This is a genomic window from Paenibacillus sp. FSL H8-0079 (assembly GCF_037991315.1).
GTDB lineage: Bacteria > Bacillota > Bacilli > Paenibacillales > Paenibacillaceae > Paenibacillus.
In genome coordinates, this window is record NZ_CP150300.1 from 798,177 (window position 1) to 812,039 (window position 13,863).

General features: G+C 47.3%; 9 protein-coding genes. All 9 read left to right on the forward strand.

Annotated elements, in window-relative coordinates; genetic code table 11:
* Positions 1-256 precede the first annotated feature (256 nt).
* The 9 genes from purH (at position 257) to ilvA (ending at position 13,859) form a co-directional block, all read left to right on the forward strand.
* On the forward strand, positions 257-1,804 hold the full coding sequence (purH, locus tag MHI06_RS03700) for a bifunctional phosphoribosylaminoimidazolecarboxamide formyltransferase/IMP cyclohydrolase (RefSeq protein WP_340400474.1): 1,548 nt from the start codon (positions 257-259) through the stop codon (positions 1,802-1,804).
* A 127-nt stretch (positions 1,805-1,931) separates the two neighbouring features.
* Positions 1,932-3,197, forward strand: coding sequence for a phosphoribosylamine--glycine ligase (gene purD / locus MHI06_RS03705; protein ID WP_340400475.1), 1,266 nt, complete (start codon positions 1,932-1,934; stop codon positions 3,195-3,197).
* Between the two features lie 714 nt (positions 3,198-3,911).
* A complete protein-coding gene (locus MHI06_RS03710; RefSeq protein WP_169482949.1) occupies positions 3,912-5,249 on the forward strand; it encodes a hemolysin family protein in 1,338 nt (445 codons plus the stop codon).
* Between the two features lie 232 nt (positions 5,250-5,481).
* Positions 5,482-6,564: a hemolysin family protein gene (locus tag MHI06_RS03715; RefSeq protein WP_340400476.1), complete on the forward strand. Its 1,083-nt coding sequence runs from the start codon at positions 5,482-5,484 to the stop codon at positions 6,562-6,564.
* A gap of 394 nt (positions 6,565-6,958) precedes the next feature.
* Positions 6,959-7,912, forward strand: a complete 954-nt coding sequence (locus tag MHI06_RS03720) for a ring-cleaving dioxygenase (RefSeq protein ID WP_153028258.1) — start codon at positions 6,959-6,961, stop codon at positions 7,910-7,912.
* A 14-nt stretch (positions 7,913-7,926) separates the two neighbouring features.
* Entirely contained in the window at positions 7,927-8,532 is a 606-nt protein-coding gene (locus MHI06_RS03725; RefSeq protein WP_340402046.1) for an alpha/beta hydrolase, read from the forward strand.
* A 200-nt stretch (positions 8,533-8,732) separates the two neighbouring features.
* The gene (locus MHI06_RS03730; RefSeq protein WP_340400478.1) at positions 8,733-11,024 is read left to right on the forward strand and encodes a glycoside hydrolase family 3 C-terminal domain-containing protein; all 2,292 of its coding nucleotides are present in this window, start codon (positions 8,733-8,735) and stop codon (positions 11,022-11,024) included.
* Between the two features lie 359 nt (positions 11,025-11,383).
* Positions 11,384-12,274, forward strand: a complete 891-nt coding sequence (locus tag MHI06_RS03735; protein WP_340400480.1) for an alpha/beta hydrolase — start codon at positions 11,384-11,386, stop codon at positions 12,272-12,274.
* 292 nt (positions 12,275-12,566) lie between these two features.
* Positions 12,567-13,859 (forward strand): threonine ammonia-lyase IlvA, encoded by a 1,293-nt coding sequence (gene ilvA, locus MHI06_RS03740; RefSeq protein ID WP_340400481.1) that lies wholly within the window; start codon positions 12,567-12,569, stop codon positions 13,857-13,859.
* Positions 13,860-13,863: the final 4 nt, after the last annotated feature.

Genomic DNA, 13,863 nt, shown 5'->3' on the forward strand with positions numbered 1-13,863 from the left:
TGAAAGAAAGCTGCATCGGAAGCATACGCTTCGCCTTTATCACCGGATTTTCCTTGAAAAGGGAATCAAAAAATCTGGGGATAACAGCGATTGGAAGGTTATTCTGTCATCGAAGTGTCCCGTGTAAACATCTGGGTTCCACTTATATAACAGAAGTCGAATATTGGTACGCATTTTGTGATATTTCTCGGGAAATAAATCGGCTGTGTTTCGTCATGAAACGCGAAGCCATGGGACATTAAAGGAGGAGCATATTGTGAGTATCAAAAGAGCGCTGGTTAGCGTATCGGATAAAACGGGCATCGTGGACTTTTGCCGCGAGCTGTCGAAAATGGGTGTGGAGATTATTTCGACAGGAGGTACAAGCAGTCTGTTGTCGAAGGAAGGCGTACCTGTTATCGGAATTTCGGATGTGACCGGATTTCCGGAAATCATGGACGGACGTGTCAAAACATTGCATCCGGCAGTTCATAGTGGGTTGTTGGCTGTACGTGATAACGAAGAGCACACACGCCAGATGGAAGAACTCGGTCTTGGCTATATCGATCTGGTTGTTGTGAACCTGTATCCATTCCAAGAGACTATTGCGAAACCGGACGTGGCATACGAAGATGCCATCGAGAACATCGATATTGGTGGTCCAACGATGCTTCGCTCGGCAGCCAAAAACCATGCCTTTGTCAGTGTCGTTGTAGACGCATCTGATTACAGCCAAGTGCTGGAGGAAGTGCGCAACGATGGAGATACCACTCTCGAAACTCGCAAACGGCTTGCGGCAAAAGTGTTCCGTCATACGGCGGCTTACGATGCACTCATCTCCGACTACCTGTCCAACGTAAATGGCGATCCGTTGCCAGAGCGTCTGACGGTTACTTACGAAAAACTCCAGGATTTGCGTTACGGCGAAAATCCACACCAACAGGCGGCATTCTACCGCAAACCGTTGGCTGCTCAAGATACGTTGACAACAGCCGAGCAATTGCATGGCAAAGAGTTGTCTTACAATAACATCAACGATGCGAACGCAGCATTGCAGATTGTCAAAGAGTTTGAAGAACCGGCCGTTGTCGCGGTTAAACATATGAACCCATGCGGCGTAGGTATTGGTGTAAGTATCTATGAAGCTTACAGCAAAGCATATGCTGCAGATCCAACATCTATCTTTGGTGGCATTGTGGCAGCAAACCGCATAATCGATAGCGATACAGCAGGCAAATTGAGCGAGATTTTCCTGGAAATCGTACTTGCTCCTGACTTTACACAAGAAGCTCTCGATATCCTGACGAAGAAGAAAAACATTCGTTTGCTCAAAACGGGTGAGTTGAATGCTGCTCGTAAACGGGAGAGCCAATTCGTGGTAACGTCTATCGACGGAGGCATGATCGTGCAACAGTCCGATGTTCACTCCATTGAAGCGAGCGAGCTGAACGTGGTAACCGATCGTGCGCCATCGGAAGAAGAACTGAAACAGCTCTTGTTTGGCTGGAAAGTAGTTAAACACGTGAAATCAAATGCGATTGTACTTGCAGCAAATGACATGACGGTAGGTGTGGGCGCTGGACAGATGAATCGTGTGGGTGCAGCCAAAATTGCCATTGAGCAAGCTGGCGAGCAAGCAAAAGGTGCTATTCTGGCATCCGATGCGTTCTTCCCAATGGGTGATACGCTGGAACTGGCAGCAAAAGCCGGAATTACAGCAGTGATTCAACCGGGTGGATCGATCAAAGATGAAGAATCCATCAAAGTAGCCAATGAATACGGAATTGCTATGGTCTTCACAGGCGTTCGTCACTTCAAACACTAGAACGAAAAGGTTTAATAAGGGGTGTCGCCAGTCATACTTATGACTTATGGTACACCCCCTCTTTTTTAGGTTTTTTAACATGCGATAGCGTAACAAATTCAGTTATGCACGGAGGGGAACAGAACAAATGGATATTCTGGTAGTAGGCGGCGGTGGCCGGGAGCATGCAATCATCTGGGCGCTGGCAAAGAGTCCAAAGGTAGACAAGATTCACTGTGCACCGGGAAATGCAGGTATTGCTCAGCTCGCTGAGTGTCATGCCATTGCGGTAAATGAATTCGATAAACTAACGGCTCTTGCTGTAGAGCTTAAAGTAGGTCTGGTGGTTATTGGTCCGGATGATCCGCTCGCGGATGGAATCGTGGATGCATTTGATTCGACAGGTATTCCGGTATTTGGACCTCGTCGTAATGCAGCAGAGATCGAAGGAAGTAAAACGTTCATGAAGGATCTGCTGCACAAATACAACATTCCAACCGCAGCCTATGAGAAATTCGACAATTACGAACAGGCTCAAGCATACCTGAATGAACAAGCAATTCCAGTTGTCATCAAGGCAGATGGACTGGCAGCGGGCAAAGGTGTGACGGTAGCTTATTCGCGTGATGAGGCTGATCAGGCTCTGCGTACCATCATGGTGGAGAAGGTATTTGGTGAAGCGGGAGCCAAAGTCATCATCGAGGAATTCCTCGCAGGTCAGGAAATGTCCATTCTGGCTTTTGTCGATGGGGAGACGGTTCGCCCGATGGCGGCGGCACAGGATCACAAACCTGTATTCGACAATGATCAGGGGCCAAACACAGGCGGTATGGGTACATACTCACCATTGCCACATATCCCAGCATCGATTATTGAAGAAGCCGTGGAGACGATCATCAAACCAACGGCTAAAGCGATGGTATCCGAGGGACGTCCGTTCCAGGGTGTATTGTTTGCCGGGCTGATGATCTCGCCAGATGGCAAACCCAAAACCATTGAGTTCAACGCACGTTTCGGTGATCCCGAGACACAGGTTGTATTGCCACGTCTGAAGAGCGACTTGTTTGATATCTTCTGGGCAACTGTTCATGGCAAACTGGCGGACATTGAGATTGAATGGAGCGATGAAGCCGCGGTATGTGTAGTGCTTGCTTCAGGAGGTTATCCGGGGCCTTATGCCAAAGGTGTAGTCATTGAAGGACTGGACCAAGTAGATGACGCCTTGGTATTCCACGCAGGTACAGCGCGTAGTGAAGCGGGAGACTGGGTTACGAATGGTGGACGAATCCTGGGCGTAGTTGGCCTTGGTGCGGATATTGCCGAAGCTAGAAACAAAGCCTATGCACAGGCGGAGCGTATCCGGTTTGATGGTAAACATCAGCGGACAGACATTGCTGCCAAAGCACTCGTATAGAATGAATACAGGAGCCCGTAAAGATGTATACCGGAAAGGTATTTGCATCCTGCGGGCTCTTCGCTGCGTATATAGATGTATCTTGTGTAAACTGCCGGACTTGTCCATACGAGAAAGCTAGGGGAAAGAAGCAAAATAGGAATAAATCAGGGTGATCACGCATGTTTAATGCCCTAAACTAAAGGGTAGTATTTTTATAAATTGGACTATACTAGACATGTGAAGATTATCACATTATAAGGTAATACCAAACATATTATATAAAGTAACTAACATACATAAAGACTAATTTGTGAACATTATACTGTAACCTTGTTCCAAACCATAACGTGCAACTGGATGGTTGAGCGGGAAACATGGTATACTTTTCGGAAACAGGAATGAGTACGAGGGGAGGTGGATATCTATTGGGTAGGCGATATTGTAAATTGTCCAAATGGCGAATCTAGGTGGAGTTAAGCGAGGAACAATTGACAGCATGAGGGGTAACCCGATTTGAATGGAGAAGTTTCTGCAAGTCATTGACTTCATCTTGAATTCCTGTTTTGTAATTTTACAAGGTCAAACGTAAGACTTATACAAAAGTTATCATTGAAATCGATTTTATATAAGGCAGACGTCGTGTTGAAAGACTAACAGCTGAATGGTTAACACAGTTAACGGATCACGCTGTAACTATCTCTGGAGGTGAATCCCTGAGAACCGGGGAAATCATTGGACATAATTACCATATTGAATATCGCATTACTTATTATCTTGATTGCATTGACTGCATTTTTCGTAGCATCAGAGTTTGCTGTAGTCAAAATTCGTACATCAAGAGTGGATCAACTGGTCGCGGAAGGCAATAAAAAGGCTGTACTAGCCAAAAAAGTTGTCTCGGACCTGGATTATTATCTGTCAGCCTGTCAGCTCGGTATTACAGTCACTGCACTAGGACTGGGAGCGCTCGGAAAACCGACGGTTGAGAGATTGTTATATCCGGTATTCAATTATTTAGACGTACCTGCTTCAATCTCGTCGATTGCTTCCTATGCAATCGCCTTTATACTCGTCACGTTTTTGCATGTGGTTATTGGTGAGATGGCACCCAAAACGCTGGCGATTCAGTTTTCGGAAAAACTGACGTTGATGCTCTCCCCATCCCTATACTGGTTTGGTAAAATCATGTATCCGTTCATCTGGGCGCTTAATGGAACTTCACGTGTTCTTCTGCGAGGATTCGGTGTGAAGCCTGCAGAACATGATCAAGCCTACTCGGAGGATGAGATCAAAATCATCATGAACCAGAGTTATGAAGGGGACGAGAACAACAAGACCAAGCTTTCATATCTGGAAAATGTATTTGTGTTCGATGAACGTGACGCCAAAGACATCATGGTGCCGCGTACGGAACTGGTGACTTTGAATCAGTATATGACCTATGACGATATTATTCCTATATTGGATGAACATAACTATTCACGTTACCCTGTCATCGAGGATGGGGACAAGGACCGCATTATCGGCGTCGTGAATGTGAAAAAGATTTTGCCTGACATGGTTGCCGCAAGAGCATATCAACTGAGCGAATTCGTTCGTGAAATTCCGTTCGTTTCCGAAGTTACAAGTATCCAGGATGCGATGATTAAAATGCAGCAGGAACGTGTACACATGGCCGTGGTCGTAGATGAATACGGTGGTACTTCGGGAATCATTACGATGGAGGATATTCTGGAGGAGCTAGTTGGTGAGATTCGTGATGAATTCGATGCCGATGAGGTGGCTGATATCCAGGAAACCGGAGAAAATCAGTATCTCATTAATGGCCGGGTACTTTTGGATGAAGTGGAGCGGCAGTTCGGGCTTATCTTTGAAGGTAATGAAGAGATGGATACCGTTGCCGGATGGATTCAGTACCAGAAGGGTGTAGGTGTGGAAAAAGGTGACACGGTAGAACACGGTGATTATGTCTGGACCGTTGTCGATACCGAAAATTATCACATCAAGCAAGTTCTTCTGGAACGAGTGAGCGGCGCGCAGGTTGAGGAAGCTACAAGCGATCTGGCGTGATCTTGCCCGAAAATCTTTTAAAAATTTTAAATGTTTTTGCGATAACGTAGAGGACAGAATAGACTGAAGAAGCGAAGCGTCCGCCTTTATCCCCGGATTTTCCCCTTTTATATAAGGAATAAAAAAATCTGGGGATAACAGCGGTCGGAAGGTTATTCTGTCATCGGAGTGGTCTGAGCAACCTTAATATAAATTTTACTTGGAGGTGAATCCCTCAACCTGAGGGAAATCATTGGACGGAATAATAGCCTTGAATTTATTTTTAGTAGCCGTATTTATCGGCCTGACAGCCTTTTTCGTTGGAGCTGAATTTGCAATTCTTAAAGTACGGATGTCCCGAATCGATCAATTGATCTCGGAAGGCAACAAAAAGGCAGTACTGGCCAAAAAAGTGGCGTACAACCTGGATTATTATCTGTCTGCATGTCAATTGGGGATTACCATCACGGCGCTGGTATTGGGAGCACTGGGTGAACCTACCGTTGAGAAAATGCTGCATCCGCTGTTTGAGCGATTGGAAGTACCAGCGGCGTTATCTACTGTGCTTTCCTACGGTATCGCTCTGGCAATCATTACGTTCCTGCACGTGGTTATTGGTGAGTTGGCACCGAAAACACTGGCGATCCAGTTTGCAGAGAGAATGACGTTGTTGCTGGCACCACCACTGTACTGGTTCGGTAAAATCATGAATCCGTTCATCTATGCTTTGAATGGAGCTGCTCGTCTGTTGCTTGGCATATTTGGTGTAAAACCTGCTGGGCACGATACCGTTCACTCCGAAGAAGAGCTGAAGCTGATTATGGCACAGAGCTATGAGAGTGGCGAGATCAACCAGACGGAGCTAGACTATCTCAAAAACATTTTTGCTTTTGATGAGCGTCTGCTTCAGGAGATTATGATTCCAAGAGATAAAATCGTTACGTTGAATAAAGAAATGCCGCTTGATCAGATCATTGAGATGCTGAATCGACACGAATACACGAGATACCCTGTTATTGCGAATGGGGATCAGGCTCATTTTGTTGGCTTTATTAATACGAAAGAAATGCTGACCAGTGTGGCTGCGGGCCGCGCCTTCAATATGGAGACATTTGTTCATAATACGCCGAGTTTCTCCGAGCGTTCTCCAATTAAGGATGTGCTGATCCAGATGCAGCAAAGCCGTGTACACATTGCAACCGTGAAAAACGAAGCAGGTGCTACGGTAGGTATGGTTACGATGGAGGATATCCTTGAAGAGATTGTCGGCGATATCAAGGATGAATATGAGCACAAGGATTTGGTGAATCCACCAAAAAGAATGAAATTGGTTTAAGAAGTATTGATACAAAGGTAATACACGATTAACGAAGCAACGTAATCGTTCTAACGATAAGCAGGCTCCCGATGTGATCGGGGCCTGTTTTTGTTATAAAATCTTAATTTTAAAATAAAAGCTTGCATATCATGGTTCAATGGATTAATATAAATTTAAAGAATCTTAATTTAAAGATAAATAACCAAAACGAAATAAATAAAAGAAGCAAAATAAGTCGAACTAATAACTTACACGTAACGAAGAGGACAGAAAAAACTTGAAAAAGCGAAGCGTTCGCCTTTATCCCCGGATTTTCCCTTAGGAAAAGAAATCAAAAAAATCTGGGGATAACAGCGATTGGAAGGTTATTCTGTCATCGTAGTGTCTGTGTAAATAAACCAAGGGAGTGGAGATTATGTTCAGAACTTCAGGAATTCATCATATTACAGCTTTTGTAGACGATGCACAGAAAAACGTTGATTTTTATGCAGGTGTGTTGGCGCTCAGACTGGTGAAAAAAACCATTAACTTTGATGCACCAGACGTGTATCACTTGTATTACGGAAACGAGCAGGGTGCACCGGGCACAATTATCACCTTTTTCCCACAGCAGAATTCAAGAAGAGGTGTCATTGGTTCAGGTCAGACTGGAGTTACGGTATATGCGGTTCCTGTGGGCAGCCTGCCTTTCTGGAAAGAACGTCTTGCTTCCTTCGATATTCCATATGAAAATAAAACGAGATTCGGTGAGCAGTACATTCGTTTCTTCGACAAAGGCGGTCTGCTGCTTGAACTGGTTGAGCGCGAAGGTGGTCAGCCAAGCAAATGGTCTTTCAACGGTGTAACACCAGAGCATGCCATCAAAGGGTTCGGCGGTGCCGTATTGTTCAGTCATGTTCCTGAGAAAACCATGGACGTATTGGTGAGCAAACTGGGTCTGGAGCAGGTTGGCGAAGAGGACGGACTCCTTCGTCTTCAGGCAAGCGGCGATATTGGCCAGATCATCGACATTCAGTCTACAGGTATCCAACGCGGGATTGGCGGAGCCGGAACGGTTCACCATATAGCATGGCGTGCCAAAGATTACGTGGAGCATGAACAAATTCAGCAGGATCTTGAACAATCCGGGTATCATCCAACGCCAGTCATTGACCGTCAATACTTCAACGCTGTGTATTTCCGGGAGCCGGGAGGCATACTGTTCGAATTGGCTACGGATCCTCCGGGATTTGCACGGGATGAACCAGCAGAGAGCATGGGCGAGAAACTGATGTTGCCTGAATGGTATGAACCACAGCGTGAGCAGATTGAACAATTGTTGCCACGAATTGAAGTACGTGAATGGAAAGGAGAGTCCAAATCATGACCACAACCAATACAATGAAACATATCTATAAAGCAGGTGCTCAGCCGGATGCTCCAACGATTCTGTTGCTTCACGGCACAGGCGGAACCGAGAATGATCTGGTAGGTCTGGCGGAGATGATCGCACCGGGAGCGGGCATACTTGGGGTGCGGGGTAACGTATCGGAGAACGGGATGCCCCGTTTCTTCCGCCGCCTGGCCGAAGGTATTTTTGATGAAGAGGATCTGATTGCTCGTACGGCGGAGTTGGGATCTTTTGTAGATGCAGCTGCGGTGGAATATGGATTCGACCGTTCCAACGTGTATGCACTGGGTTACTCGAATGGTGCCAACATTGCGGCGAGCCTGATCTTCCATCAAGCGGATGTATTCAAAGGTGCAATTCTGCATCATCCGATGGTACCGCTGCGCGGACTCGAACTGCCGGATCTGAAAGGTCTGCCTGTGTTCATTGGTGCGGGCGAGAACGATCCGATTGTACCAAGACGTGAAACCGAGGAACTTGCTTCGTTGCTGAGCGGTGCAGGTGCCGATGTAAACACGCATTGGGAGCGTCAGGGTCATCAGTTGACTCGTACCGAGGCAGAAGCTGCGGCAGCTTGGTTTAAGACACAGGCGTAAGATATGAAACGTATAGAGACAGCCTGATCGTGAAGATCGGGCTGTTTTTCCTTTTTATTTAGTCATCGTCAGGAAGAGGAAATGATTTACTGGTGTTATGTAACCGTTACTAACCGGGTAAACATTTGAATGTGTGGTAGATAACCTTGTATGCTTAGTGATATAGCTATGCATCAACATCATGAACTGGAGGGGTTAATGTGGAACGTAACATCAAGGAACTGGTACAGCGGATGACACTGGAAGAAAAAGCGGGTATGTGCTCGGGACTGGACTTTTGGCATTTGAAAGGGGTGGAGCGTCTTGGCATTCCATCCATCATGGTGACGGACGGACCTCATGGGTTGCGCAAGCAGGATGGGAGTGCAGATCATCTGGGTCTAACGTCGAGCGTGCCTGCAACCTGTTTCCCGTCTGCGGCAGGATTGGCTAGTTCATGGGACAAGGAACTGGCGCGTCAGGTCGGAGTGGCCTTGGGTGAGGAATGTCAGGCCGAGGATGTAGCGGTACTGCTTGGGCCGGGTGTGAATATTAAACGTTCCCCGCTGGGCGGGCGTAATTTTGAATACTTTTCCGAAGATCCGTTGTTATCCACGCAGATGGCTACCGGTCATATTCAGGGTGTGCAGAGTCAGGGTGTGGGTACATCTCTCAAACACTTTGCAGTCAATAATCAGGAAGAACGGCGCATGTCGATTGATGCGGTAGTAGATGAACGGACGCTGCGCGAGATTTATCTGGCGAGCTTCGAAGGTGCGGTGAAGGATGGACAGCCGTGGACGGTGATGTGTTCCTACAACAAGGTGAACGGTACGTATGCAGGTGAGAATGAATGGTTGCTTACGGATATCCTGAAAGACGAATGGGGTCACGAAGGTCTTGTGGTATCAGACTGGGGTGCGGTCAATGAACGTGCAGACGCCCTTGCAGCAGGACTGGAACTGGAGATGCCAACAAGCGGTGGAATCGGTGAGCGTAAAGTGATCGATGCCGTAGAGAGCGGACAACTGCCGTTGGACAAGCTGGATCGGGCAGTGGAGCGTCTACTTAAGCTGATCTTCAATGCCGTTGATCAAAAGCAAGAAGGGGCTACATATAACAAGGATGAGCATCACCAACTTGCGCGCAAGGTAGCAGCCGAGAGTATGGTTTTGTTGAAAAATGAAGAAGGTCTCCTGCCGCTGAGGCGTGAAGGCGAAGTGGCATTAATCGGGGCATTTGCGCGCAAACCTCGCTTCCAGGGCGGCGGCAGTTCCCACATTAATCCGACCAAAGTGGATGATATTGTGGAAGAGATGACGCAGGTAGCTGGAGAAGGTGTAACCTTCTCGTATGCCCCAGGTTATCGGATTGAAGCAGATGATGTGGATGAGACATTGATGCATGAGGCTGTACAGGCAGCACAGTCAGCGGATACCGCTGTGGTATTCGTCGGATTGCCCGATCGTTATGAATCGGAAGGATATGATCGTGCCCATCTGCGTCTGCCTGACAATCATATTCGGTTGATCGAAGAGATTGCCAAGGTTCAATCACGTGTGGTCGTAGTTCTGAGCAACGGATCTCCAGTGGAGATGCCTTGGCTACCCCAGGTACAAGCGGTGCTTGAAGCTTATCTTGGTGGACAGGCCGTTGGTGGAGCGATAGCTGATCTGTTGTATGGAGAGGTGAATCCATCCGGTAAACTGGCAGAGACATTCCCTGCCAAGCTCAGCCATAATCCATCTTATTTGAATTTCCCTGGTGAAGGGGATCGTGTTGATTACCGTGAAGGCATCTTTGTTGGTTACCGCTATTATGACAAAAAAGAGCTGGAGCCACTGTTCCCGTTTGGCTATGGACTGAGTTATACGACATTTGAATATGCTGATCTGAAGGTAGATCGCACAGAACTGACCGATCAGGATGAAGTGAATGTGCATGTTCGGGTTACCAATACCGGAGACATTGCTGGCAAGGAGATCGTACAGCTGTATGTCAGCGACGTAGAGAGCACAGTTATTCGTCCAGTCAAAGAACTGAAAGCTTTTGTCAAAGTAGCTCTGGAACCTGGCGAATCCGAAGTGGTGAGCTTTACACTAAACAAGCGTTCATTCGCCTATTACAACGTGGATATGAAGGACTGGCATGTGGAGACCGGTGAGTTCGAGATTCAGGTCGGCAGTTCCTCACGGGACATTCATGTTCACACACGTGTGAATGTAGAGTCTACAGCGACATTCCTTCCAACCTATACGCGTAATAGTACATTGGGTGATATCCAGCGTGATCCGGCCCATAAACAGCTGCTGGAACAGGCTTTGCAGCAATTCCAGGAGGCTAGTGGATTTGGCGGTGATGATGCTGGGGATCACGCGGATATGATGGATGCGATGATGAAATATATGCCGCTGCGTGCACTGGTTGCGTTTAGCGGTGGGGCCATGACGGAAGAAGCGATGAATGAGCTTCTGGGGCAGCTGAACAACAAGGATCATGGTATTCGGGAATAAGGGGCAGCGGCCTTAAACCGAGATTTGTCCTTCCTTGGATTAAACGAATGTGCAATCCGTGCAGGCACTGCGCACGAAGCAACAAGAAGGTGTATATGAGGGCCAGCCGTTTAGTGGCTGGTACAGTTACCCGATCCGATCATGGATCGGGTTTTCTTTTTGTATAAGGAAAAAAGAGGGTTACCGAAACTGTGGGATAGGGATGATCCTTGCAACGTGACAGAGGAGACAGGACTGCTGTAACTAGATGAAGCAATATGGTTGTCGTATAGCATGGATTATTCTATAATGAAGTAATTGATAATCATTTTCAATTAGATTCGGTGAAAGATGACTATGCTTGTAATCAGGAGGGGAACATGGATCCTAATCCTAGCTCACATACGTTTGGTTCAAGTGCGTTTGTTCAGACCCGCGATGGTCGCAAACTACATTATATGTCTAGGGGAACAGGGGAACTGACGGTTGTATTTGAATCCGGTATGGGCGCCTCCAGATCCAACTGGGGACTGGTAGCACCAGCCATTGCTGAGCATGCACGTGCTGTCGTGTATGACAGGGCAGGGGCGGGGCGAAGTGATATCGACTCGTCTCCCCGCAGCCTTCAACGCATTGCAGGGGATCTTGGGGAACTGCTGACAGCGCTGGGCTCGGGCCCATTCATTCTGGTTGGACATAGCTGGGGAGGTCCGATTGTACGGGCTGCGGCGGCTGCACATCTATCTCGATTACGTGGCATTATCCTGGTAGATCCATCAGACGAGCATTGCGAAATGTATTTCTCCAAGCTTACTAAAAAGAGTTTTGCCATTAACGGTTTCATTATTCCAATCATGGCGCGTACGGGCTTATATAAGTTGCTCGGCAGCAAAGCGGGAAGCATTCAGCCTGACGATGTGGCAGCGGATCACCTCAAGGAGGATTTCACTGTACGAGCTGCCAGCACAATGCTTGCAGAAGGCAAAACATTTCTGGATGACATGGCAGGGCTGCTGGAACATCCCCCAGCTCTGGGGGATCTGGAAGTCAGCGTGATCTCGGGTACGAAACCGGGCAAGGGAGAGGGGAAAATCAGGCCGGCCCTCATCACGGCGCATCGCCAGACGGTGAGCCTGCTGTCCAATGCGAGATGGATTGGGGCGGATCAATCGGGACATATGGTTATGTTTACAGACCCACAGGTTATTATTGATGAAATTGTACGAATGATAAATGATGTGAGCTCAGGCGCAAGAACAGAACAAAAGTGATACAATACAAAGAAAAGCAGTGCGCGACATTGCTAGATAAGTTGAATTAATGATTTACACGATAACGGAGAGGACAGAAAGAACCTGAAAAAGCGAAGCGTTCGTCTAAAAGCTTTCTGAAAGAAAGCTGCATCGGAAGCATACGCTATCACCGGATTTTTCCCTTGAGAAAAGGGAATCGAAAAAATCTGGGGATAACAGCGATTGGAGGGTTATTCTGTCATCGTAGTGTCAGTGTAAATAAAATTTAGTTCAACTTATATAGACCATAAAAGCGGAGTGTGGAGACAACATGAAACCAGTTGAACAAGAACCAACGGGAACCACAAGTCCCGGTCGTGCCAGTGTTGGCATGGAAGATATCGTGCGCGCACATCATGTGCTGCGTGAGGTCATTGTAAGAACGCCGTTACAGCGGGATGCTGTACTGTCGGCCAAATATAACTGTAATGTGTATCTGAAAAGGGAAGACCTTCAAGTGGTGCGCTCGTTCAAAATTCGGGGCGCCTATAATATGATTCGCAGTCTGACACCAGCCGAGATGGAGAAGGGTATTGTCTGTGCAAGTGCGGGCAACCATGCTCAGGGTGTCGCTTTTAGCTGTAATGCGCTCGGAATTAACGGCAAAATCTTCATGCCGAGTACAACGCCAAATCAGAAGGTGAAGCAGGTGCGACGCTTTGGCGGCAGCAACGTTGAAGTAGTGCTGATCGGGGATACGTATGACGATGCATACGCAGAAGCAATGCGTGCATGTGACGAACAGGGTATGACGTTCATCCATCCTTTTGATCAACCGAAGATTATTGCAGGTAATGGTACGGTAGCGATGGAAATCATGGAAAGTCTCGATGAGAATGCCGACTATGTGTTCGTTACGATTGGTGGCGGTGGGTTGGCAGCCGGCGTGGGAACCTATATGAAGACCGTGAGTCCGGAGACACGCATCATCGGTGTTGAGCCACTTGGGGCAGCTTCCATGAGTGAGGCGATGTTCCGTAAACAGGTTGTTACGCTGGATGATATTGATAAATTCGTGGATGGCGCAGCGGTGAAACGGGTTGGTGATCTGACCTTTGAGATCTGCAGCAGCGCACTGGATGACATTGTGAAAGTGCCAGAAGGCAAAGCCTGCACAACCATTCTGGAGCTATATAATGAAAATGCGATCGTTGTCGAGCCTGCCGGTTCCTTGGCTGTTGCGGCGCTTGAGCAGTATCGTGACCAAATTGTGGGCAAGACGGTGGTCTGCGTAATTAGCGGCGGGAACAACGATATTGACCGGATGCAAGAGATCAAGGAACGTTCCCTGATCTATGAAGGTCTGAAATATTATTTCATGGTTAATTTCCCGCAGCGTGCAGGAGCTTTACGTGAATTCTTGGAGGAAGTTCTAGGGAAGAACGATGATATCACGCGATTTGAATATACGAAAAAGCATGATAAGGAAAATGGCCCTGCATTGGTGGGCATCGAGCTGATGTACAAGGAAGATTACCAACCGCTCATTGAACGTATGAACCGCAAAGGTATCGCCTATACCGAGCTGAACAAAAATCTCAATCTGTTCAACATGTTAATCTGATGAA

Bases quoted from the DNA above. Each gene is read 5' to 3' on its own strand.
- ilvA (WP_340400481.1), top strand. From the start codon at position 12,567: ATGAAACCAGTTGAACAAGAACCAACGGGAACCACAAGTCCCGGTCGT.
- purD (WP_340400475.1), top strand. From the start codon at position 1,932: ATGGATATTCTGGTAGTAGGCGGCGGTGGCCGGGAGCATGCAATCATC.
- MHI06_RS03725 (WP_340402046.1), top strand. From the start codon at position 7,927: ATGAAACATATCTATAAAGCAGGTGCTCAGCCGGATGCTCCAACGATT.
- MHI06_RS03735 (WP_340400480.1), top strand. From the start codon at position 11,384: ATGGATCCTAATCCTAGCTCACATACGTTTGGTTCAAGTGCGTTTGTT.